The following is a 22,153-nucleotide window of genomic DNA, read 5'->3' as shown; positions in this document are numbered from 1 at the left end:
CATTTCACTATCTATTCTTTTTTTCCTATATATAGACATCAAACCATAAATTGTAAACATGTACAATATGTGTTTTGTTGTTAAAATGTTCCAAATATTTTTAAAGTAGTACATATGCCATATTTTTTTCTCAAACTGCATGGTTATGTTTCGATTTCTAACACTGTGGGAACACAATCAAAGTAACAATCTTCTACAAAAGGAGGCAGTCCATGGATACACATAGTAAGGTGGTAGGCGTTTTCCGTACAGAAGATGATGCAATTGATGCAATCAAAGAGTTGAGACATCAAGGCTATGACGAAAATGATATCTCAGTGATTGCAAAAGACAGAAAAGAAATGAAACATATTCATGAAGAAACAGGTTCCAAAGCCCCTCAAGGTGCTGCGACTGGTATGGCTACAGGTGGTATTCTTGGTGGCATTGGCGGTTTACTGCTAGGTGCAGGAGCACTCGCCATCCCTGGGATCGGCCCGATCGTAGCAGCAGGACCAATAGCAGCCGCACTTGGCGGAGCAGCAGTTGGCGCTGGCGCTGGTGGTATTGTTGGAGCTCTAGTAGGACTAGGAATTCCTGAAAATGAAGCAAAAGAATATGAACAATCTGTTGAAGCTGGGGACATTCTAGTTCTGGTTGATACAAATGAAGTAAGCAGACATAGGCAAGTAAACGATACATTCCGTAACTACCGTTCAACAAATGCACATCGTTATGAAGATTCATATTCCAACAAATATTAAAAGGAGGATGATTCAACATGAAAAACGATACAATGGAAGGTAAATGGAAACAATTCAAAGGTGAAGCAAAAAAACAATGGGGCAACCTAACGGATGATGATTACGATCAAGCACAAGGTGACCGTGAAAAAATGATCGGCAAGATTCAGGAGCGGCACGGCAGATCTAGAGAAGATGCTGAACGTGAATATGACGACTGGTACAGCCGAGTTGGACAATATTAAAAAAGGACCCGCTAAGGATAATACTTAGCGGGTTTTACTATGTTTATAATTCTTAGTTAAACAAATCTGATTGCAAGTTCAACTTACTTACATTTTGATCAGCTTTTTTCTGCAGGACTTTTAACCCTTGGCCCATATCAGAAGCTAATATATAGTTTCGATCCACGAAAACTCCCCATACGTTTGCTTTGTCTGATACATATGAACCTACTTCTACCGGATTTGATGGATTTGTAAGATCAACCATACGTATGCCATCTGAATAATGAGATAAGTAAAGCGTGTTCCCCCTTACTTTCGGATCATGAACGGTATATGTTCCAGGTTTGCGCTCACCTGCTTTAATCTGCACCATTGAGTTTAACGTTCTAAAGGTACTTAGCAAGACAGGGTTGCTCTTATCCTTAATGTCATATACACGAACATATCCCCAACCTCTTTCAAATCCTGGATCATGAGGATCTGGATTAAACACTTCTCGTGTTTCAATCAAGATGTTTCCACCGTGTGCTAAAGCTGCCGAATGTGCTGCTCCTTGAACATCACGTTCGAATTTTGTTCTTCCTACAAACTTTGGATTTGCAGGGTCTTCAATATTTAAAATGATTGTACCTAAATCCCAATAAGAGAGATATGCATATTTACCCGTTTCATCTGTAATGACACTATGTAAAAATGCAGTTCGCTGTGCCCCTGTTTGGTCTTCATATTGATAATCACCATTAAAGTCATCGCCTACTTCTGTTGGATCCCAGTTTGAGAGTTCCTTCGGTTTACTAGGGTCTGTTACATCCACGATTGAAAAATCATGAACATCGACCCCTTTGTCCTTATAGCGGTGAGCTTGATAATTAGTAGCTAATAATAAGACTTTGTTATTTTGTTCTGTCAGCCAATGTTCATGCGTCCCAGTAGGCAAATTAGATGGCGTTTTCCAAAAACCAAGCTTCTTCGGCTCTTTAGGATTCGTAACATCGTATAACACCACTCCACCATTTTCAGAGGTTTCCCCCTCATAGCCATATCGTTCTTTATCTACTCGCTGAACACTCACAGCAGCTAAGTCTCCTTTAAATGACGGAGTACTTACAGATTGAACAATAACTTTTTCCTGCCATGTTCCAGGAATATCATTCGCAAGAACGGCAACTTCTTTAGGATTAGCAGGATCCTTCATATCAAAAATTCGAACGCCTTCATTTGTCATCTGACCACGGTGTGTACCCAGATAAGCATACCCCTTGTATGCATATACATCTGCCGTAGTAGCAGGTTTTCCTTTAATGTCTTTTAGGGGAACAGCAGCCACTTCTTTTAAATGCTCAAAGTTTTTGGATCCTTCCACTTTTGGAATACCGCCAAAAGTAGATTCTCCCGCTTCAATATAACTTTTTTGCCCGTTTTCACAAGCAAGAGCAATTCCGCCTCCTGCCAAAGAAAGCGCAAGTGTACTTGATAAAATTTTTGATGTGAATTTGTTCATATCCCTATATCCACCTCCATAGTATTAGTTACTAGAATATAGGAGTTGACTTTTTAATAGAAGTGGGAAATTGACTAAATATTACAATATTTTCTTGTGTACATTTACGTATTTTTATCAATATACATAAGGACTATCTACCTTGAAAAAGTAAATCATCCTAAATAAAAAACCTGAACCTAGGGACTATTCTTAGCCCATGGTTCAGGTTTAACATTTTTACATAATAACAAAAAGGATAACAGCCACTAGTACCAAACGATAAATCGCAAATGGTGTTAATTTAACTCTTTCAATGACTTTCAAGAAGAAACGGATCGAAAGCATCGCAAAAATAAACGCACTGATGAATCCAACAACAAAGAACGGCATAGCGTCCATCTTAAAGTATTCTAAGTTCTTTAGAAGCGAAATGCCACTTGCTCCAGCCATGATGGGAACAGCCATAATAAATGTAAAATCCGCTGCTGCACGGTGGCTAAGACCTAGTAGAACACCACCAGATATTGTAGCACCCGAACGCGAAAATCCTGGCCAAAGTGACAAACATTGGATAAGGCCGATTGAAAAAGCTTGTTTATAAGTGATTTGATCAACACTATCAATAACAGGGTTTTGATTTTTAGCAGCAAATTTATCTGCAAAAATCATTAGGACAGCACCAATTGCTAATCCGATAAGCACAGTATTCGTATTGAAAAGGTGCTCATCAATATAGTCTTCGAAAAGTACGCCTAAAATACCAGCAGGCAGTAAACCTACGATGACTTGAGTTAACTTTAAGCGGCCACCAGTAACTTCATTCGTCGCTTTATTTCTTCTTAAACCGAGCATGTCGATAAACCGCTGTCTGAAGAAGACGACGACTGCTAAGATTGAGCCAAGCTGAATTACAACTTTAAATGTATTAGCAGGGTATTTTCCTAAAAAGTCCTGTGATTTTAGCCACATGTCATCGACAAGAATCATATGTCCCGTTGATGATACAGGAGCGAACTCCGTCAAACCTTCAACCATCCCTAAAATAAGGGCTTTTAACAACAATAGGATGTCCATAAAAATTACTGATCTCCTTTTACTACTTTTAATCTCATCTCTCTATAATAGACTTTTTTACCTCATTAGCAAAGAATGATGTGATTATTTTATAACACTTTAACATATTGCGTAAAAGTGAGAAACCCCGTTGGAAGCAAAAATCCAACGGGGTTTCTTTTAAAAATCAATAATCAAGCAGCGATTGAAGCTTTCCTTTGTTGAGTACCTTAACGAGCTCTACAAGTAGTTTCGCGCTGTTTTCGAGGTCGCTCTTGCTGATCATAGATGTGTGGCTATGGATATAACGTGCCGCTACACCGACAACAATACTCGGTATTCCTTTTTTATGAAGGTGGAATTTCCCTGCATCCGTTCCTCCTCCAAGCATTACATCCACTTGGTAAGGGATATTATTTTTTTCAGCAACCTCAATGATCATGTCGCGGAAACCAGTGTGCGGAATCATAGACGAATCAAGGAACGTTAAAAGAGGTCCTTCTCCTAGCTTTGCTTTGTTCTGGTTTCCACCAGGTCCATCTTCTGCAACTCCTACATCTAGTGCAATCGCCACGTCAGGTTCCATGATAGCAGGTGCTGTTATTGCACCTCGAAGCCCCACTTCTTCTTGAACCGTTGCACCGCAATAAACGGTGTTTGGGTGGTCTACGTTTTGAAGCTGCTGCAGAACTTGTAATGCCGTATAACATCCTGCTCTGTTATCGAGGGCTTTAGCAAGAATCGTATCGCCATTTGGCATTATCTCAAAAGGACATATCGGAAGAATGGGATCGCCTACTTTAATTCCCCATTCTTTTACTTGACCCTTATCGTTTGCACCTATATCAATAAACATTTCTTTCATCGGATACACTCTGTTTCGTTCATCCGCTGTTAAAATGTGAGGAGCTTTTGAACCTACAACACCTGTAAATGTCTTATTCTTCGTTTGCACATGTACGCGCTGTGCAAGGAGAACTTGTGACCACCAGCCTCCAAGGGGAACAAAGCGAAGATAGCCATCCTTAGTTATTTCGCTCACCATAAATCCAACCTCGTCCATGTGACCTGCGAGAAGAATTTTTGGGCCATCATTGACTGAACCTTTTTTCTCACCAAATACACTGCCTAAGTTGTCTGTAACTAGACTTGCTCCTGTCTGCTCTATTTCACGTTTCATGATGTCCCGGATTGCTCTTTCAAACCCAGGTGCACCGTTTGTTTCCGTTAATTCTTTTAACAAATCCACCTACATCACCGTCCTATACGTATAGGATGGGAATATTCCTATGAATTATTACAGCAATGATGAGAATTTCTTTACTAAAACGTGCAAAAAAATGCCCTGTTTTAAAAACAGGGCATTAATCTATTACAGTTTAAACCAGCCTCTTGATTCTAAATCTTCACAACATCTTTCCTTGTGCTTTTTCTTCTTTTTCTTTTTCTTCCAATAATAATCGCTTGAAGAAGATGAAGATGATGAGGATGAAGATGATGACTCTTTTTTACACCAAAGAGCCATTGAGCTAGAAGAGGATTCTTTCTTACAGCAGCTAGAAGATGACTCTTTTTTACAGCAGCTAGAAGAAGATTCTTTCTTACATTCTTCTTTCTTTTTTCCGCAAGGATTTTCTTTCTTACAGCATAAAATTCTGCAGTTGCTGCTCTCGTCGTCACCAAGTTCGCCAGCTTGCTTAATAAAGTTAATGGAACCAATCGGTACTAATGCAATATTTCCATCATCGATCTCAACGATTTGAATTGATTGTCTGTTAACAGATGTAAGGACGCCTTCAATTTCTTCATCGCCACCATCGTTAACGGCTACCCTGCAATTAACCAATTTATTTAAAATTCTTCGGAAAGTATCATTACATACTTTCTTACGGTCTTTATTGCAGCAGCTTCTGTCAGATACGACTGTAATGTTCCTGACATTGTTTAGCGGTAAGTAGAACACCTCTTTATCATCTGTTTTGATTGCGATAAAATCTCTTCCAACACAGACTAGCTTACCCTCTATTTCAATGTCGCTAAATCCTTCATTGGCTATTACATGCTTACACAATAAATTGGCAACCTCTCGTGCTGAGAGCTTGTTGTTTTTACAGCTCAAAAAATTTCCTCCTGAAAATTAAATATTGACTATTCTTGTCCATGCATTATATGTAAGAACACGTTAAAAAGGCATAGGTAACTCGTCTATATTTTGATTTTTTCAGTAATAGGGTTTGTTTTTTAAGGAATACGGCAGTTTTTCGCATACTAAGTTGCTCTTGTAAGGAGTTGATTTCCGTTCCAGGTGCTCGCTTTCCGCGGGGCAGGTGGTGAGCCACATTCGGACGTTTCACTCTTAAGTGTCTCACCTGCCTAGTTGCAGTGGCTAGCCCCTCGAGGTCAAAAGCTGAATGGTTAAGAAGGCAAAGTGCGCCTTCAAATCCATTCACCTTTTGCTTGTCGGGGCTGAACGAGCCACTTCCACTTTTCGTGCTGCCCGCCTGTCCCGCAGGACAAGGAAGGCTACAGCAGCGACACATCGCACTAAGAAAATTTGAAGTTAAATTTTCGAGGAGTCTCCCACCTTCCACTCCATTCAACTCGTCAAAGAGGCGAAAGAGCAAAAAGATTTAAAAGCGACAACACTTTTAGAAAAATAGCCTTATTTTAAAATTGGACATATAAAAAAGACCAACAAAAAAGAATGTTGGTCTGTTATCCACCTATGTATTGGTGGAGACGGTGGGACATGTTGTTCCATGCTTTCGTCATGGCACTGACTATATCTTGAACCTGAATGATGTCAGGTCCTTCGGCGTATTATACGAAACATACATTTGCTTGTATTAAGCAGGAATTTCGTATCCTAGTACTACCAAAAAGTTTTGGCAGCCTATAAGTCGATACACGGCTGTTGGATTGCTCCACATACCGCTCGGCATTGCCTTGCAACGAAGAAACAACTCAACGTTGGTTAGGTTTCACCGATAAAGCCGAATTATCACTTATGTGTTACCACACAAGGCGACTAATTACTAATCGAACCCACGTCCAAAGATATTGGCACTTAAGCTTCTACGAGTGTAGTCGGTTTATTCGTATTTCGCGGATCCATCTGCCAGCCGACAGGCGTCCAGATCGCTAGCCTGATTATTCTCTTCCTTCGTCCTCAGGCGGAGGACAACCGGCGTAGCCCACTAAGAGTGAGTCCCTTACCCTACCACATGGGCGATGGAGGGAGGAACAGCTAAAGTGCTATTACGCAGCTAAAGCTAAGTTGTTGTTTTGTTTGCCAGTTATTGGCTGTGGCGTTTTAACGAGGCCGACCCCCTCGACTCGCAACTTAAGCTCAAACTACCCCTGTCGAATCCGTAACGTCCCCATTTATAAAATGGTATGCAAAAAATTAATTTTGCCGCTACCGGAGAGATAAAAGCTTATTTGCTCTTATTCACTTGTAAACTCAGTATAACATTTTTGAAGTTTCGTCTCAATTGTAAGTTCCTGTAAGAAGAACCAATTATGCTTTTTGACGATCTCGGAATGCACGCTCAATTTCGCGCTTCGCATCCTTCTTTTTTAAATCGTCACGCTTATCGTAATGCTTTTTACCTTTTGCCAAACCAATCAAAAGTTTAGCAAAACCATTCTTCAGATACATTTTCAAAGGAACAATCGAGTACCCTTGTTCTTTTGTAGCACCTAACAGCTTGTTGATCTCTTTGCGATGCAAAAGCAGCTTACGTGTTCGCAGCGGATCATGATTGTAACGGTTACCTTGTTCGTAGGTGCTAATGTGCATGTTGTGTAAAAACAACTCGCCATTTTGCACACGTGCAAAGGAATCTTTTAAATTTGCCCTGCCTGCGCGAATGGATTTAATCTCCGTGCCCTGAAGGACAATTCCAGCTTCAAATGTTTCTTCAACGTGGTAATCGTGCCGCGCTTTCTTATTCTGTGCGACTACTTTCCCTTCTCCTTTTGGCATGTAAAACTCAATCCTCCCCACAGCAAGTGAACTTTAATTATAGCAATATGGTCAAATAACGTCAAGGTTCACCACTTGAGATGAACCTTGACAAGTCAACCTGCTTATTTCTTCTTTTTCTTGCCTTTCTTTTTAGCAACAGGCTTATAGAAAGGTTTTTTCTTGCCCTTCTTTGAATCTTGTGGACCGCTGGAACGATCGGACTCATTTTTGCGATTCTTGCTGCGTCTGCCCCTGCCTCGTTTTGGAGTATCACCAATGTCGATTACCTGCTGACGATCTTTATGGCGCTTGCGAGGCGTGCCTTTCATACCCACAATTTCAAAATCAATCGAGCGCTCATCAACGTTTACGTTTACAACACGAATGGAGATCTCATCACCGATACGGAATACGTTACCTGTTCGTTCACCGATCATCGCCATAAACTTTTCGTCAAAGCGATAATAGTCGTCCGTTAAGTAGCTAACGTGAACAAGTCCTTCAATCGTGTTCGGCAGTTCCACAAACAATCCGAAGTTTGTAACTGAACTGATTACACCGTCAAACTCTTCTCCAACTTTATCGAGCATGAACTGTGCTTTTTTGAGTTCATCTGTTTCACGCTCCGCATCAACTGCACGGCGTTCCATCGCTGAAGAGTGCTTCGCGATCCCTGGCAGTTCTGCTTTCCAATGACTGACCGTTTTTGGGCCAGTATCTTTTTTGAACAGATACGTGCGGATCAATCGGTGTACGATTAAGTCCGGATAACGTCTGATTGGTGATGTGAAATGCGTATAGAACTCAGTCGCCAAACCATAGTGGCCAAGTGACATATGATCATACTTAGCTTGCTTCATGGAACGAAGCATGATTTTTGAGATTACCATTTCTTCAGGCTCGCCTTTTACGGTCTCGAGAAGCTGTTGAAGACTGCGAGGGTGAATATCGCTCGCGGTTCCTTTTAAAGCATAGCCGAACATGCTGATAAACTCTAAGAAACGCTCTAGCTTGCCTTCATCTGGGTCTTCATGAATTCGGTACATGAACGGAAGCTCAAGTTCATGAAAATGCTGAGCAACGGTTTCGTTCGCACAAAGCATGAATTCTTCAATCAGCTTTTCAGCAACTGAACGTTCACGTAGAACAACGTCTTGCGGATCGCTGTTCTCATCAACAAGCACTTTAGCTTCTGAAAAATCAAAATCAATTGCACCGCGGGCAAAACGTTTTTTACGGAGAACTTCTGCTAGTTCTCCCATCAGTTTGAAAAACGGAATCAATGGTTCATAACGTTTTGAAACTTCCTCATCTTCATCCTGCAAAATCTTACGGACATCTGTATACGTCATTCGTTCTGTTGTTTTAATCACACTTGGGAAGATTTCGTGTTTGATCACTTCACCGTCATGATTGATCTCCATTTCACACGAAATCGTTAAGCGGTCCACTTTCGGATTCAATGAACAAATCCCGTTTGACAGGCGATGTGGAATCATCGGAATTACTCGATCGACTAAGTACACACTCGTACCGCGTTCTTGTGCCTCTTTATCAATGGGAGAATCCTCTGTTACGTAATGGGTAACATCTGCGATATGTACACCAAGCTTGTAATGGCCGTTTGGCAGCTTGATTACATGAACCGCGTCATCGAGGTCTTTTGCGTCCGCTCCATCTATCGTTACAATCGTTTCGCTGCGAAGATCGCGGCGTCCTTCAATATCGTTCGGATCAATGACATCCGGTGTATTATGCGCCTGCTCCAATGCTTCTTCTGGAAACTCCCTTGGCAGACCGTGCTTAAAAATAACGGAGATGATGTCTACACCAGGGTCGTTTTTATGACCGATGATATGGATGATCTCTCCTTCAGCACTGTTTCTGCCTTCTGGGTATTTCGTAATCTTCACTAAAACTTTATGACCTTCTACAGCACCATTAACCCCATCTGCTGGGATAAAGATATCATTTGGGATACGTTTATCATCAGCGACAACAAAACCGAATTTACGGCTTTCTTGGAACGTACCAACAACTTCTGTTACGCCGCGTTCTAAAATACGGATAATGGTCCCCTCTGGACGAGAACCGGAAGATGTTTGATTTAATCGTACTAAAACCGTATCACCGCTCATCGCACCGTTCATATCAGATTGTGAGATGTATACGTCTTTTTGCTCGCTCTCTTCAGGAATCAAAAAAGCAAAGCCTTTCGCGTGGCCTTGAACGCGTCCTTTGATGAGACTCATTTTTTCAGGCAGTCCATAGCGGTTCGTGCGTGTTCGGACAACAGATCCTTCATCTTCTAGTTCGTTAAGTGTTAAAACCAGTTTCTTGAAAGCTTCAGCATCAGGAAGTTGAAGAGCTTCTTCAATCTCTGTCACTGTCATCGGTTTTTCCGATTCTTTCATGAGCTGGAGTATTTGCAGTTTATCCAAAAACTGACCTCCTTTTAAAGGGAAAAAGATCTATTCTGACCAGTCGAGGTCTTCTAAGAAAGCATAAACATCTTCATGCAGCTGTTCTTTTTCCTTATCTAATGTAATCACATGTGTTGAATTTTCATACCATTTTAGATCTTTCTTTTCACTTTCTACTTCTTCATAAATAATATTTGCAGAATCTGTGTTAATCATCTCATCATGTCTAGCCTGCACAACAAACGTGGGTGCGTATACGAGATCAACAGAATTTCTTACGCTTTGAATGAGATCTTGAAGTGCTTTTAATGTATTCATCGGTGTTTTCTTGAATTCTTCCATTTCCTGCTCTATCTGTTCAGGCGCTTTCTGTTCACGCTTTTTATATTCTTCAGCGTACTCGCAAACCCCTTTATACATCACTTCTTCACTTTTGATCGACATCGGTGCACACATTGGGATCACGGCTTTTACAGGCTGTTCCGTTGCCAGCTTAAGTGAGAATACTCCACCTAAAGAAAGCCCGCATACTGCAATTTCATCAAATCCTTTTTCTTTTAGGTGATTGTAGCCGCCAATCACATCTTCCCACCAGTCTTCAGGGCCAGTGTGTACTAATTCCTCAGGGGGAACGGCATGACCTTTATACTGAGGGGCATGACACGTATACCCCTTCTTCTGCAGAAATCTCCCCATCATTCGTACATCTGCTGAACTGCCGGTAAACCCGTGCAGCATTAAGACTGCCCGCTTTCCTCCTTCAAAGAAAAACGGTTTTGGTGCTGTGATTTTCATGAAACTTCTCTCCTATTCATTCATTAAAAATTGATATACTTCATCGATTAATTGTTCTTTTTCTACGTCATGACAAATCATGTGCTTTGATTCTTTAAAGTAGCAGATCCGCTTATTGGAAGCTGCTATAGTTCCGTATAAAAACTCAGCACTTTTTCTTGGAACAAGGCCATCGCATTCTCCTTGAACAATCAATGTAGGTGCTGAAACTTGTGAAAATTCCGGTTTGATCAGCTTTACAAGTTTTCGAAACTCTCTTGTTGCACTAAAAGGTGTATCAAGAAATTTCTTTCTGTACCTTTTGTAAAGTTCATGATCCTTTAGCTGACCGTTAAAGCCAGAGATCATCATATTGGCAAGATCTTTAATCATCTGTGCAGGATTTAAGTAATACGCACTTGCATTCAATAAGATTAATTTGTCGCAGCCATATTTAGACGCTAAGTAGCCCGCGATCATACCGCCCATCGAAAAACCGACGATATAGATGGTTTCCACTTTTTCACGGAGTTCTAAATAAGCCTTTTCAGCTTCATCAAGCCATTCAGTATGGGTTCTTCCTTTTAAAGAAAGCTCTGTTCCGTGTCCAGGATATGTAGGAACAGATAACAGCCAATCCGTATGTTTCTGTAAATACTCTGTGATTGGCTCGATTTCATAAGGCCCGCCTGTAAAGCCATGCAAACATAGACAACCGATCATGCTACCACCTTTTTGACTTTAGGTTACCCTTTTATGTACGTATCAAATCATATCACATCCACTCTGGGAAAGGGTGAGCGGCGTTTTTAGGGAATAAAAAAACAACAAGCGGATTGTCCACCTGTTGTTTTTAGCTGTTCATTAGTTCATCGGAATGAAGTATGCTACTGAAATCGTTAAAATGAAGAACAACACTGCAAGAATGATCGTTAACTTACTTAGCAATGCGTCGATACCACGCGCTTTTTGTTTACCAAAAAGCTGCTCAGCTCCACCTGTAATCGCGCCTGATAATCCAGCCGAACGACCTGATTGAAGAACAACGACTACGATTAAAGCTAATGATACTAAAATAAGAAGGATTTTTGCTGCTGTTAGCATGTATGTTACACCTCCACCGTTCCTCGTTACATTACTATAAATGTATCATAACTAGAAGGGACGAGGCAAAGCTTTTTTCAGAACCTTCGTTAATTTGTTCCTAAGTAATTAATATCAAATTCCTTATGAAAAATATAAAGACGCAGAGCTTTTATTACATTTAGTCTTTTGTTTAACAGACCTACTACTTGAACGGTAGCACCTGGCTGTACTGCTTCATCTGGTGCAATATCGAGTGTTTTGTCCCCATCCAGGAGCTCTGTTTTGGAGTCCAGTTTTACGTTCATCACTGTTTTTTTATGATAGATGGTAAATACATGGCCATTGGATTCTTTCACTTTTCCTATAAAGCTGATCGGGTTCAATTTTTCTTGTTTTTTTTCTGCACCATCCGAAGATTCTTGTTTAAGTGGCTGCATCATAAACATCCCCTCTTCGCATTTATGGGGACATCCCCCATATTCATTTTACTGTCACTTGTTTAAATTTATGTCTGTTTCTAGTGGTGTGTCTTCTTTAGAAGAGTAATAGTGGTCATTGAATATGGATTTCTTTATGACAACATCTTCATACGTTTCTGATTTCAAACGTGCTTTTTCACCATTTGTAATCTGCAGGTCATAGGTTCTAATCAATAAAATAGTAAATAAGAGAATGATAAATCCGCGATATAGTTTAAACCGATATACTCTGCCTCTGCGATGCTGTCTATTTTCCTCTACCCTCATATAACTTTCACCACACCTATTTAGAAGAAACATCATTTTTAAAGGAGTTTTTTCCTTTTACTTAATTTACTCTCTTTTAGCTTCGTCTAAAATGGATTTATCATGATTTCTTTCTCATACGAACATGATAAGTTTCAGATAATTAATTTAACGTTTCATGAGTTGAGAGCGAAAAGAAAAAACCTGCTGAACGTGATGTTCTAGCAGGTTTTTGATTCGTTGATTTAATTGATTTGAAGCATATAACCATAACGCGGGACTGTAACGATTGAATCTCCATAAGGACCCAGCTTTTTCCGCAGACGGTAAACAAGAGCATTGATCTCGTCGTTCCCAACGTCAGGTATTTCGTTTGATCCAGGAACCATTCTTTCCGGCCAGATGTGAATCTTAATTTCATCACTGCTTACGGCCTGGTTCTTTTTCCGATAAAGAAACACAAGAAGATCTGTGTGTTTACCTGATAAAAAGAGTTGTTCACCGTCAATTGAGATTTGGCGGCGTTCAGGAATAATGTGAAGTCCGTTCGTAATTTGTGTTTCTGCAGGCTGGATGGGCGATGTGAATTCCATGGTGAGATCTGTTTCATCGGTTTGTGTATTCAAGTAGGTTAACAGGATAACACCTTTCGCTAGACTGATTACATCTCCAGATTGAAGCTGTTTTGGCATATTTGGTTCTAAAAGATTATTATTTAGCGCTGTCCCGTGTTTCGAGTCTAAATCTTTTATAAAAGGTACCCCATCTTGCAGATAGATTTCGGCGTGCAGGCGAGACACGTATGGACTGATAAACGAAACATCCGTGTCGTTCGTTTGTGATGATCGCCCAAAGGTTAACGTTTCACCATCGGGCTTAAGCGGCATGAGGCTCCCCGTGTCATATGGATCTCCTGCTTCGATTCTTATGTATAAACTATCTTTCATATATAATTCCCCCGTACATCAGACAAGAACTTGTTATAAGCATTTTAAATGATTTTCCGTAAAAATAGAAGGATTATGAGATTGCCAACTGTTCTTTTGTATCTAAAGATTCATATTAATGCTCCCCTTGATGTCGAGAGGGGATCAAAATTCGTAAAAAGCAAGTGAATTTGATTGCGGTGCTAGTTATGAGAATTGGCATGAAATATAGGAATCGCTCGTAAAACTTGAGAATCGCTCGTAAAACTTGAGAATCGCTCATAAAAACTGAGAATCGCTCATAAAGTTTGAGAATCGCTCATAAATCTTTGGAATCGCTCGTAAATCTTTGGAATCGCTCATTAATCTTTAGAATCGCTCGTATATCTTTGGAATCGCTCATAAACTCAAGTTATGCCCTTAACTTGATTGCTAAGTCGCCCATTTTTTAGTATTAGTTTTTAATGATATAAAACAAGCCTTTTTACCCATATTTTTCAATTTTTGAATAGGACAACCCTGCTTTTACGCACCTTAATGGTAACAAGATTGGAGGGATCAAGATGACTGTTTTTGAAACGATGTCGCTCATGATCAGTTTCTCAATGCTCATTGTTACTATCCTTCATTCTAACAATCGCTCTCGATAATCAGCAGGGAAATCCTTTACCAGCCTGAAATGAAGACAGCCCCCAGATCGGCGCTTAATGCGCCTGATCCGGGGGCTGTCTTTTTCAGAAAGACAAAATGGCGAGTTTGTCTTTGTTTGGGGTCAGACCCCAATTATTTTTTTAGGTTGTAGAATGCGTTCATTCCTGGGTATACAGCTAGGTTGCCTAGCTCGTCTTCGATGCGAAGAAGCTGGTTGTACTTCGCAACACGGTCAGTACGTGAAGGAGCACCTGTTTTGATTTGTCCAGCGTTTGTCGCAACAGCGATGTCAGCGATTGTGCTGTCTTCTGATTCACCAGAACGGTGAGAGATAACTGCTGTGTAACCAGCACGTTTAGCCATTTCGATCGCGTCGAATGTTTCAGTCAACGTACCGATTTGGTTAACTTTGATAAGGATCGAGTTACCGATTCCTTTTTCGATACCTTCAGAAAGCTTTGTTGTGTTTGTTACGAACAAGTCGTCACCAACAAGCTGTACGCGGTCACCGATACGCTCTGTTAATAGCTTGAAGCCATCCCAGTCGTTTTCGTCAAGACCGTCTTCGATTGAAACGATCGGATATTTGCTAACAAGATCTTCGTAGAAAGCAACCATTTCTTCAGATGATTTAACAACACCTTCACCTGAAAGGTGGTATTTACCGTCTTCTTTGTTGAACAATTCAGAAGCTGCAACGTCCATTGCAAGGCGAACTTCTTCACCTGGCTTGTAACCCGCTTTTTCGATCGCTTCCATGATTGTTTGAAGAGCTTCTTCGTTTGAACCAAGGTTAGGAGCGAATCCACCTTCGTCACCTACAGCTGTGTTTAAGCCTTTTTCTTTAAGAACTGCTTTTAAGCTGTGGAAAATTTCAGTACCCATGCGAAGTGCTTCAGGGAAGCTTTCAGCACCAACAGGCATAACCATGAATTCTTGAATGTCTACGTTGTTATCAGCGTGCTCTCCACCGTTCAAGATGTTCATCATAGGAACTGGAAGAGTTTTAGAGTTGAATCCTCCAAGGTACATATAAAGAGGTACGTTTAGGAAGTCAGCAGCAGCGTGAGCAACAGCCATGGAAACTCCAAGGATTGCGTTAGCGCCTAACTTGCCCTTGTTTTCAGTACCATCAAGCTCGATCAACGTTTGGTCGATTCCTACTTGGTCTAGTACGTCAAAACCGATAAGTTCTGGAGCGATGTTTTCGTTTACGTTGTTTACTGCGTTAAGTACACCTTTTCCAAGGTAGCGTTCTTTGTCGCCATCACGAAGCTCAACTGCTTCGTATTCACCTGTAGAAGCACCAGATGGAACGATCGCGCGTCCGAAAGCACCTGATTCTGTGTAAACTTCTACTTCAACTGTTGGGTTACCGCGAGAGTCTAGAACTTCGCGAGCATAAATTTCAATAATTGCTGACATAATTGTCTCTCCTTTTTATAAGAAAATGTAATTTGAGAATAAAGCATTTCCGGCAATACGCACAAGGGCCCTTTGTACATATTCCATTAAAGTACCCTATTTAATTAACGTTTTACCCGTCATTTCTTTTGGCTGATCGCCGCCTAAAAGGTTTAAAACTGTTGGTGCAAGGTCGGCCAAGATTCCGTCTTGACGCAGTTCTAATCCTTCTTGCGTAACAATTACAGGTACAGGGTTTGTCGTATGAGCTGTCATCGGATTGCCTTCCATCGTAATCACTTCATCAGCATTACCATGGTCAGCTGTAATAATCGCTGCGCCGCCTTTTGCCAGGATTGCATCGACTACTTTTCCTAAGCACTCATCCACTGTTTCAACCGCTTTGATCGTAGGCTCAAGCATGCCTGAGTGACCTACCATGTCAGGGTTGGCAAAGTTTAAGATGATCGCATCGTGCTTATCTGCTTCAATCTCTCCAACAAGCGCATCCGTTACTTCATAAGCACTCATCTCTGGCTTTAAGTCGTACGTTGCCACTTTTGGCGAATCGATTAGAATACGCGTTTCACCAGGAAACTCTGCTTCACGCCCTCCGCTGAAGAAGAACGTTACGTGCGGATACTTTTCTGTTTCAGCAATACGAAGCTGTTTGAAGTTTTGCTGTGATAAAACTTCGCCCAGTGTATTGTCTAGGTTCGTAGGTTTGAATGCTACGTCACCATCTACTGTTTCACTAAAGTGTGTTAAACATACGAAGTGAAGGTTTTTCGGGAAAGCTTCTCCGCGGTCGAATCCACGGAAATCTTCGTTCGTAAACACTTGTGAAATTTGGATGGCACGGTCAGGACGGAAGTTACAGAAGATGACTGCATCTCCATCTTGAACCGTCGCAACAGGTTCTCCGTTTTCTTTTTTCAAAACAGACGGAAGAACGAATTCATCATGAACGCCGTTGCTGTACGAGTCTTCAACCACTTCAAACGGATCTTTGTAATCTGGTCCCTCACCATAAACCATAGCGCGGTATGATTTTTCAACTCGGTCCCAACGCTTATCACGGTCCATTGAATAGTAGCGGCCAGAAAGTGTTGCGATCTCACCAACACCAAGCTCATTCATCTTATCCACTGTTCTTTGAATGTAGCCTTTAGCAGATTGCGGCGGTACATCACGCCCGTCCAAGAATCCGTGCAGATATACTTTTTCCACGTTCTGCTTTTTAGCTAGTTCTAATAGTGAAAGAATGTGTTCGATGTGGCTGTGAATTCCTCCATCAGAAAGCAACCCAAAGATATGAAGTGCTTTACCGGTCTTTTTCACATGGTCCATCGCATCAATAAACGTTTGATTTTCGTAAAAATCTCCTTCTTTGATCGATAGATTCACGCGAGTTAAACTTTGGTAGACAATACGTCCTGCACCAATGTTTAAGTGACCCACTTCTGAATTACCCATCTGACCTTCAGGAAGTCCAACGGCTTCCCCACTAGCTGTTAGTTGAGCGTGCGGATACGTTTCCCAGTAGCGGTCAAAGTTGGGCTTTTTCGCTTGTGCAACAGCATTACCTTTGTCTTCATTACGGCAAGCAAAACCGTCTAAGATGATTAAAGCTACTGGTTTTTTACTCATCGGCTAACGCCCTCCAGAAGCTGAAGGTAAGATTTCGGCTCAAGGCTAGCTCCGCCAACCAAAGCGCCATCAATATCAGACATACCCATTAATTCTTTAATGTTGTCAGGCTTCACGCTGCCTCCGTATTGAATACGAACAGCATCTGCAACATCTTGAGAGAATTGGTCTGCTACAACACTGCGGATGTAAGCACATACTTCGTTTGCATCTTCAGAAGATGCTGTTTTGCCTGTTCCGATTGCCCAAACCGGCTCGTATGCGATTACCGTTTGTTTCATCTGCTCGTCTGTCAAACCAGATAAACTTTTTTCAGTCTGTTCTTTTACAACGTTCTTCGTCTTGTCCGCTTCACGCTGTTCGAGCGTTTCACCGACACAAACGATTGGAGTCAGACCATGCTTAAATGCAGCATGTGTTTTTTGGTTAACCAGCTCATCTGTTTCTCCAAAAAGTTCACGACGCTCAGAATGCCCAAGAATAACATATTGAACGTTTAGGTCTTTTAACATAACAGGGCTGATCTCACCAGTGAAAGCACCGCTCTCTTCGAAGTGCATGTTTTGTGCACCAATCGCAAGTGGTGTGCCTTCCGCTTCGTCTGCTAAGCAGTCAAGGAAAAGAGCAGGTGCACAGATTACAGAGTCAACAGCTTCAGCTGAAGGAACAAGACCTTTCACTTCTTCTACAAAACTGCGTGCTTCTGACAATGTTTTATTCATTTTCCAGTTACCTGCAATAATAGGTTTACGCATTCTTTTCACCTCTTAAAAGTGTTTCTTTTAGAGTAGTACTAAAAGTCATTCTCAAACTTCATTGAAAAGTTGATTGGAGTGCAAGGTGCGAGACTCCTGCGGGACAAGCGGTCAGCCCGAAAAGTGGAAGTGGCTCGTTCAGCACCGACAAGCAAAAGGTGAATGGGCTAGAAGGCGCACTTTGCCTTATGGTCCATTTAACTTTTGACCTCGAGGGGCTAGCCACTGCAACTAGACAGGTGAGACCCTTAAAGGCGCAAAGCGTCAAGGGGCTCACCGTCTGCCCCGCGGAAAGCGAAGCACCTGGAGCGGAAATCAACCGCCCACGAAAGCTTACTTGTCATTTAAAGCTACAACGCCTGGAAGCTCTTTACCTTCCATGAACTCAAGGGAAGCACCGCCGCCTGTTGAGATGTGGCTCATCTTGTCAGCAAGACCGAACTTCTCAACTGCTGCCGCTGAGTCTCCGCCGCCGATAACGCTGTACGTGTCTGTTGCTTCTGCTAGTGCGTTTGCAACTGAACGAGTACCGTTTGCGAATGCGTCGATCTCAAACACACCCATTGGCCCGTTCCATATTACAAGCTTCGATTCTTTAATAACCTTTACGTACTTTTCAATTGTTTTCGTTCCGATATCAAGACCTTCCCAGTCTGATGGGATTGAATCGATGTCGACTACTTTTGTGTTAGCCTCATTTGAAAAGTCGTCAGCTACTAGTACATCTTCTGCAATAAGGAAGTTTACGCCTTTTTCTTTCGCTTTTTCCATGAAACCACGAGCTGTTTCAATCTTATCTTCCTCTAAAAGAGACTTCCCTACATCATGGCCAAGCGCCTTAATGAATGTATACCCTAAACCACCACCGATGATCAGGTTGTCAACTTTATCTAAAAGATTGTCAATTACGTCAATCTTGTCCTTTACTTTTGCACCGCCAATGATCGCAGTGAAAGGACGGTCAGGATTTGATAGAGCTTTGCCAAGCACTTCAAGTTCTTTTTCCATCAACAAGCCTGAAACGGCCGGAAGATGTTTTGCAATTCCTTCTGTTGAAGCATGCGCACGGTGTGCTGCTCCGAAAGCATCGTTTACGTACACATCAGCGAGTGCAGCAAACTTTTGTGCTAACTCAGGATCGTTCTTCTCTTCACCAGGGTAGAAACGAACATTCTCAAGAAGGATAACGCCGCCTTCTGGAAGGTTAGAAACTGCTTTTTCAACTTCTTCTCCGTATGCTTCATCCGTTTTAACAACTTCTTTTCCAAGAAGATCGCTTAAACGCTGAGCTACAGGATCTAAACGAAGCTCTTCAACAACCTGTCCTTTTGGACGGCCCAAGTGGCTTGCTAAAAGAACTTTTGCGCCTTGCTCTGTTAAGTATTTGATGGTTGGAAGAGCAGCGTTGATACGCGTTTCATCCGTAATGCTTCCATCTTTCATCGGTACGTTAAAATCAACTCGGCAAAATACCACTTTGCCTTTTAGATCGATGTCACGAACACTTTTTTTGTTCATAAGTATGCAGCCTCCTGACTAGTCAAAAAGATTAAAAGAATGACAATCCCAGATTTTACATGGGAAAGAGGAGTAGAAGCCTGCTTGAAAAGACTTCTCCCCCTCCTTATTGTTCTTCTCTATCTATTAAAGTCCTTTTTTAGCGATATAGTCAATTAAATCTACAACGCGGTTTGAGTATCCAGTTTCGTTGTCATACCAAGATACTACTTTAACCATGTTTCCTTCCATAACCATAGTGGAAAGAGCATCGATTGTAGAAGAGTGAGTGTCGCCATTGTAGTCAGTAGATACAAGCGGCTCTTCAGAATATCCAAGGATTCCTTTAAGGTTGCCTTCAGCTTCTGCTTTAAGTGCAGCATTTACTTCGTCAACTGTAACTTCTTTGTCTAATTCAACAACTAAGTCAACTAGAGATACGTTTGGAGTTGGAACACGCATTGCCATACCGTTAAGCTTTCCTTTTAGTTCAGGAAGTACTAGAGATACCGCTTTTGCAGCACCAGTTGAAGTAGGAATGATGTTCTCAGCTGCCGCACGAGCACGACGAAGATCTTTATGTGGAAGATCTAGAATTTGCTGATCGTTTGTATATGAGTGAACAGTTGTCATCATACCGCGCTTCACGCCGAATTTTTCGTGAAGAACTTTTGCGAATGGTGCAAGACAGTTAGTAGTACAAGATGCGTTAGAAATTACATCGTGGCTAGCTGCATCGTACTTGTCTTCGTTAACACCAAGAACTACAGTGATATCCTCATCTGAAGCAGGAGCAGAAATGATTACTTTTTTAGCGCCAGCTTCTAAGTGTTTAGCAGCGTCAGCACGCTTTGTGAAGCGTCCAGTTGATTCAACAACTACTTCTACACCAAGATCTCCCCAGCCAAGTTGTGCTGGATCGCGTTCAGCTAGAACTTTAATTTCTTTGCCATCTACAATAAGTGCATTTTCCTTAACTTCTACAGAACCAGCGAACTTGCCATGAACAGTGTCATGCTTTAAAAGGAAAGCAAGTGTGTCTGCATCTGTTAAGTCGTTTACAGCTACAACTTCTACCTCTGGGTTGTTGAATGCTGCGCGGAATACATTACGGCCAATACGACCGAAACCATTAATACCAATCTTTGTTGCCATGTAAAATGACCTCCTTGATTTAAGAGAGAATTTATTTTTTATATAAAGGGAAAACCCCTTAATAACAAAATGAAAATGAACTTACGGGCGACCCAATAATTGCCGGGCAGCTCCTTCGTCCGTGATTAAAACCTTTTTCGGACCGTGTTTCATGAATGCTGCAATCGCATCGGATTTAGAAGACCCGCCTGCTACCGCCATGATGAAATCACTGTTCTGCAGCTCATCCAGCTGCAAGCCAATCGTACGAACGCGGTGAACCACTTCACCCTGCTGGTTAAAATAATAGCCAAACGCTTCTGCTGCGGCTTTTTCTTCATCCAGCTTTTGAAGCAGTGAAGAACTAGAGTTCCTGCGTACCGCCATTGTTTTAGCATCGCCAATCCCGTGAAGCACTATACCAGCGGAATGTATGAGCTCCATGACTTCTTTGACACCTGGTTCAGCCATCAGAGAAAGATAAGTTTCTTTGCTCAACTGATCAGGCAAATGAAGAAGCCGGTATTCTCCATTGGCTTTCTGAGCCATCGTGGAACAAATGGTGTTCGCTTGGTTTTCCACTTTTTCACCAAGTCCGCCGCGGGCAGGTACAAACAACAATTGCTGACCTTTTTGAATAGGTGACATCATTTCAGCTACTGAAGCGAGCGTTGTTCCGCCCGTTACTGCGATGATGTTACTTGCTGACAGCTGACGCTTCAACCGGTCCACCGCCGCCTTACCCATATCATTTTTCACCCAAGCATCTTGATCACTGTCACCTGGTACAACGATAACTTCTGACAGATTTAACATTTCCTTAAGATCTGATTCTAAAACATGCAAACCTGACAATTCTTTCATCATTTCAGAAAGTTCTACTAAAATATCATGCCCTTCTGAAGTTAATGACATGCCTGCGGTTTGAATGGTTAAAAGTCCTTGATCTTTTAGAAAGGAAACTTCTGAGCGCAGTACTCGTTCTGTCAGATTCAGGGTCGACGCTAAACTTCTTCTTCCAATAGGTTCATGGATTCTTACCACATTTAAAACGTTGTATCGTTTTCGCATCGTTTCCAAAAGATCTGGCAGCAATTTCTTTTGAACCTCTATAAGATTTTTCATTGCACATTCTCCTGATTTAATGGAATAACGATAGAGCTTATCGGGATCTGACTAGATGCGTTGGACAGTTTTTGTCCCAGTTAGTCATTTTTTGTCCCATTAACTCGTAAAAATAACTTGGTTTAAACCCAAGTTCCATTATTACCTATTGTAGATTACCCTGAAAGTCTTTTTTTAAAACGTGCCAGCTTTCACTTTTTGTCATAAAAGTGTCAGATTTCTTTCTGGCAAGTTTATATTATCAAATACTTTCACTACATTTCAACAACTTTTACTTATTAAAAATTAGTAAGCGCTTTCTTTATTTTATCTTTAGAGATGATACCATAGTCAATTTCCTTACCGTCTACTTCAATTACAGGTATCATAAGCCCGTATTTTTCAAGAAGGACATCATCTTGATAAATGTCGATTACTTCAATGGAAAAAGGAGATTCCTGCTGCAGCTCCTGTAATAGTTTATGTGCCTGATCACAAAGTGGACAATGTACTTTCGTATAAAAAAGGACTTCTTTTTCACCCATTTTTGAGGTCTCCTTCTGATTGGA

Annotated in this window: 24 protein-coding genes and 1 other RNA gene; 4 read left to right on the top strand and 21 right to left on the bottom strand. The window is 41.4% G+C overall.

The features are described 5' to 3' along the window. Positions 1-212: 212 nt before the first annotated feature. The gene (locus tag QUF49_RS04505; protein ID WP_289494542.1) at positions 213-743 is read left to right on the top strand and encodes a general stress protein; all 531 of its coding nucleotides are present in this window, start codon (positions 213-215) and stop codon (positions 741-743) included. 17 nt (positions 744-760) lie between these two features. Next, entirely contained in the window at positions 761-967 is a 207-nt protein-coding gene (locus QUF49_RS04500; RefSeq protein WP_289494541.1) for a CsbD family protein, read from the top strand. A gap of 52 nt (positions 968-1,019) precedes the next feature. On the opposite strand, the gene QUF49_RS04495 is transcribed toward QUF49_RS04500, so the two are convergent. The 14 genes from QUF49_RS04495 to QUF49_RS04430 form a co-directional block, all read right to left on the bottom strand. Then, positions 1,020-2,450 carry an LVIVD repeat-containing protein gene (locus QUF49_RS04495; RefSeq protein ID WP_289494540.1) on the bottom strand — a complete coding sequence of 477 codons (1,431 nt, stop codon included), beginning with the start codon at positions 2,448-2,450 and terminating at the stop codon, positions 1,020-1,022. 219 nt (positions 2,451-2,669) lie between these two features. Next, positions 2,670-3,506 (bottom strand): undecaprenyl-diphosphate phosphatase, encoded by an 837-nt coding sequence (locus QUF49_RS04490; protein ID WP_289494539.1) that lies wholly within the window; start codon positions 3,504-3,506, stop codon positions 2,670-2,672. 166 nt (positions 3,507-3,672) lie between these two features. Further along, positions 3,673-4,734 carry a M42 family metallopeptidase gene (locus tag QUF49_RS04485; protein ID WP_289494538.1) on the bottom strand — a complete coding sequence of 354 codons (1,062 nt, stop codon included), beginning with the start codon at positions 4,732-4,734 and terminating at the stop codon, positions 3,673-3,675. Between the two features lie 123 nt (positions 4,735-4,857). Next, on the bottom strand, positions 4,858-5,604 hold the full coding sequence (locus QUF49_RS04480; RefSeq protein WP_289494537.1) for a hypothetical protein: 747 nt from the start codon (positions 5,602-5,604) through the stop codon (positions 4,858-4,860). A 46-nt stretch (positions 5,605-5,650) separates the two neighbouring features. Then, a complete protein-coding gene (locus QUF49_RS04475; protein ID WP_289494536.1) occupies positions 5,651-6,085 on the bottom strand; it encodes a hypothetical protein in 435 nt (144 codons plus the stop codon). Positions 6,086-6,521: 436 nt separating this feature from the next. After that, positions 6,522-6,859: a transfer-messenger RNA gene (gene ssrA / locus QUF49_RS04470) on the bottom strand. A gap of 146 nt (positions 6,860-7,005) precedes the next feature. Continuing rightward, positions 7,006-7,473, bottom strand: coding sequence for an SsrA-binding protein SmpB (gene smpB, locus QUF49_RS04465; protein ID WP_066239234.1), 468 nt, complete (start codon positions 7,471-7,473; stop codon positions 7,006-7,008). A gap of 104 nt (positions 7,474-7,577) precedes the next feature. Continuing rightward, on the bottom strand, positions 7,578-9,869 hold the full coding sequence (rnr, locus tag QUF49_RS04460) for a ribonuclease R (RefSeq protein ID WP_394604238.1): 2,292 nt from the start codon (positions 9,867-9,869) through the stop codon (positions 7,578-7,580). Positions 9,870-9,926: 57 nt separating this feature from the next. Next, positions 9,927-10,673, bottom strand: a complete 747-nt coding sequence (locus QUF49_RS04455) for an alpha/beta hydrolase (RefSeq protein WP_289494534.1) — start codon at positions 10,671-10,673, stop codon at positions 9,927-9,929. Between the two features lie 12 nt (positions 10,674-10,685). Continuing rightward, positions 10,686-11,375 (bottom strand): alpha/beta hydrolase, encoded by a 690-nt coding sequence (locus QUF49_RS04450; protein ID WP_289494533.1) that lies wholly within the window; start codon positions 11,373-11,375, stop codon positions 10,686-10,688. 141 nt (positions 11,376-11,516) lie between these two features. Next, positions 11,517-11,756, bottom strand: coding sequence for a preprotein translocase subunit SecG (gene secG, locus QUF49_RS04445; RefSeq protein WP_066239244.1), 240 nt, complete (start codon positions 11,754-11,756; stop codon positions 11,517-11,519). An 89-nt stretch (positions 11,757-11,845) separates the two neighbouring features. Further along, positions 11,846-12,178, bottom strand: coding sequence for a hypothetical protein (locus QUF49_RS04440; protein WP_289494532.1), 333 nt, complete (start codon positions 12,176-12,178; stop codon positions 11,846-11,848). Between the two features lie 51 nt (positions 12,179-12,229). Continuing rightward, the gene (locus tag QUF49_RS04435) at positions 12,230-12,484 is read right to left on the bottom strand and encodes a hypothetical protein (RefSeq protein WP_289494531.1); all 255 of its coding nucleotides are present in this window, start codon (positions 12,482-12,484) and stop codon (positions 12,230-12,232) included. 224 nt (positions 12,485-12,708) lie between these two features. Further along, positions 12,709-13,410 (bottom strand): FHA domain-containing protein, encoded by a 702-nt coding sequence (locus QUF49_RS04430; RefSeq protein WP_289494530.1) that lies wholly within the window; start codon positions 13,408-13,410, stop codon positions 12,709-12,711. 542 nt (positions 13,411-13,952) lie between these two features. On the opposite strand from QUF49_RS04430, the gene QUF49_RS20790 reads away from it, so the two are divergent. Next, positions 13,953-14,039 (top strand): putative holin-like toxin, encoded by an 87-nt coding sequence (locus QUF49_RS20790; RefSeq protein ID WP_225218726.1) that lies wholly within the window; start codon positions 13,953-13,955, stop codon positions 14,037-14,039. 133 nt (positions 14,040-14,172) lie between these two features. Here the strand turns inward: QUF49_RS20790 and eno are convergent, their stop codons facing one another. The 3 genes from eno to tpiA form a co-directional block, all read right to left on the bottom strand. Continuing rightward, positions 14,173-15,465 (bottom strand): phosphopyruvate hydratase, encoded by a 1,293-nt coding sequence (eno, locus tag QUF49_RS04425; protein WP_289494529.1) that lies wholly within the window; start codon positions 15,463-15,465, stop codon positions 14,173-14,175. 96 nt (positions 15,466-15,561) lie between these two features. Next, on the bottom strand, positions 15,562-17,094 hold the full coding sequence (gene gpmI, locus QUF49_RS04420; RefSeq protein WP_289494528.1) for a 2,3-bisphosphoglycerate-independent phosphoglycerate mutase: 1,533 nt from the start codon (positions 17,092-17,094) through the stop codon (positions 15,562-15,564). After that, entirely contained in the window at positions 17,091-17,849 is a 759-nt protein-coding gene (gene tpiA / locus QUF49_RS04415) for a triose-phosphate isomerase (RefSeq protein WP_289494527.1), read from the bottom strand. The genes gpmI and tpiA overlap by 4 nt, the downstream gene beginning before the upstream one ends. Positions 17,850-17,934: 85 nt before the next feature. Here tpiA and QUF49_RS04410 point away from each other — a divergent pair, with 85 nt between their 5' ends. Continuing rightward, a complete protein-coding gene (locus tag QUF49_RS04410) occupies positions 17,935-18,057 on the top strand; it encodes a hypothetical protein (RefSeq protein WP_289494526.1) in 123 nt (40 codons plus the stop codon). 125 nt (positions 18,058-18,182) lie between these two features. On the opposite strand, the gene QUF49_RS04405 is transcribed toward QUF49_RS04410, so the two are convergent. The 4 genes from QUF49_RS04405 to QUF49_RS04390 all read right to left on the bottom strand — a co-directional run bounded on the left by QUF49_RS04405 (position 18,183) and on the right by QUF49_RS04390 (position 22,129). After that, positions 18,183-19,367: a phosphoglycerate kinase gene (locus QUF49_RS04405; RefSeq protein ID WP_289494525.1), complete on the bottom strand. Its 1,185-nt coding sequence runs from the start codon at positions 19,365-19,367 to the stop codon at positions 18,183-18,185. A gap of 126 nt (positions 19,368-19,493) precedes the next feature. After that, the gene (gap, locus tag QUF49_RS04400) at positions 19,494-20,501 is read right to left on the bottom strand and encodes a type I glyceraldehyde-3-phosphate dehydrogenase (protein ID WP_066292564.1); all 1,008 of its coding nucleotides are present in this window, start codon (positions 20,499-20,501) and stop codon (positions 19,494-19,496) included. Between the two features lie 81 nt (positions 20,502-20,582). Continuing rightward, positions 20,583-21,605: a sugar-binding transcriptional regulator gene (locus QUF49_RS04395; RefSeq protein WP_289494524.1), complete on the bottom strand. Its 1,023-nt coding sequence runs from the start codon at positions 21,603-21,605 to the stop codon at positions 20,583-20,585. 278 nt (positions 21,606-21,883) lie between these two features. Continuing rightward, positions 21,884-22,129, bottom strand: coding sequence for a glutaredoxin family protein (locus QUF49_RS04390; protein WP_289494523.1), 246 nt, complete (start codon positions 22,127-22,129; stop codon positions 21,884-21,886). Positions 22,130-22,153: the final 24 nt, after the last annotated feature.

The sequence above is a fragment of the Fictibacillus sp. b24 genome, from assembly GCF_030348825.1.
Taxonomy (GTDB): Bacteria; Bacillota; Bacilli; order Bacillales; family Fictibacillaceae; genus Fictibacillus.
This window is presented reverse-complemented; position numbering and strand designations above follow the sequence as displayed.

What these genes read in the sequence shown, in the direction of transcription:
- QUF49_RS04435 (WP_289494531.1), bottom strand. Translation starts at nt 12,484, where the DNA reads ATGAGGGTAGAGGAAAATAGACAGCATCGCAGAGGCAGAGTATATCGG.
- QUF49_RS04450 (WP_289494533.1), bottom strand. Translation starts at nt 11,375, where the DNA reads ATGATCGGTTGTCTATGTTTGCATGGCTTTACAGGCGGGCCTTATGAA.
- smpB (WP_066239234.1), bottom strand. Translation starts at nt 7,473, where the DNA reads ATGCCAAAAGGAGAAGGGAAAGTAGTCGCACAGAATAAGAAAGCGCGG.
- gpmI (WP_289494528.1), bottom strand. Translation starts at nt 17,094, where the DNA reads ATGAGTAAAAAACCAGTAGCTTTAATCATCTTAGACGGTTTTGCTTGC.
- gap (WP_066292564.1), bottom strand. Translation starts at nt 20,501, where the DNA reads ATGGCAACAAAGATTGGTATTAATGGTTTCGGTCGTATTGGCCGTAAT.
- rnr (WP_394604238.1), bottom strand. Translation starts at nt 9,869, where the DNA reads ATGAAAGAATCGGAAAAACCGATGACAGTGACAGAGATTGAAGAAGCT.
- QUF49_RS04395 (WP_289494524.1), bottom strand. Translation starts at nt 21,605, where the DNA reads ATGAAAAATCTTATAGAGGTTCAAAAGAAATTGCTGCCAGATCTTTTG.
- QUF49_RS04440 (WP_289494532.1), bottom strand. Translation starts at nt 12,178, where the DNA reads ATGATGCAGCCACTTAAACAAGAATCTTCGGATGGTGCAGAAAAAAAA.
- QUF49_RS20790 (WP_225218726.1), top strand. Translation starts at nt 13,953, where the DNA reads ATGACTGTTTTTGAAACGATGTCGCTCATGATCAGTTTCTCAATGCTC.
- QUF49_RS04455 (WP_289494534.1), bottom strand. Translation starts at nt 10,673, where the DNA reads ATGAAAATCACAGCACCAAAACCGTTTTTCTTTGAAGGAGGAAAGCGG.
- secG (WP_066239244.1), bottom strand. Translation starts at nt 11,756, where the DNA reads ATGCTAACAGCAGCAAAAATCCTTCTTATTTTAGTATCATTAGCTTTA.
- QUF49_RS04430 (WP_289494530.1), bottom strand. Translation starts at nt 13,410, where the DNA reads ATGAAAGATAGTTTATACATAAGAATCGAAGCAGGAGATCCATATGAC.
- QUF49_RS04495 (WP_289494540.1), bottom strand. Translation starts at nt 2,450, where the DNA reads ATGAACAAATTCACATCAAAAATTTTATCAAGTACACTTGCGCTTTCT.
- tpiA (WP_289494527.1), bottom strand. Translation starts at nt 17,849, where the DNA reads ATGCGTAAACCTATTATTGCAGGTAACTGGAAAATGAATAAAACATTG.
- QUF49_RS04490 (WP_289494539.1), bottom strand. Translation starts at nt 3,506, where the DNA reads ATGGACATCCTATTGTTGTTAAAAGCCCTTATTTTAGGGATGGTTGAA.
- eno (WP_289494529.1), bottom strand. Translation starts at nt 15,465, where the DNA reads ATGTCAGCAATTATTGAAATTTATGCTCGCGAAGTTCTAGACTCTCGC.
- QUF49_RS04500 (WP_289494541.1), top strand. Translation starts at nt 761, where the DNA reads ATGAAAAACGATACAATGGAAGGTAAATGGAAACAATTCAAAGGTGAA.
- QUF49_RS04390 (WP_289494523.1), bottom strand. Translation starts at nt 22,129, where the DNA reads ATGGGTGAAAAAGAAGTCCTTTTTTATACGAAAGTACATTGTCCACTT.
- QUF49_RS04505 (WP_289494542.1), top strand. Translation starts at nt 213, where the DNA reads ATGGATACACATAGTAAGGTGGTAGGCGTTTTCCGTACAGAAGATGAT.
- QUF49_RS04405 (WP_289494525.1), bottom strand. Translation starts at nt 19,367, where the DNA reads ATGAACAAAAAAAGTGTTCGTGACATCGATCTAAAAGGCAAAGTGGTA.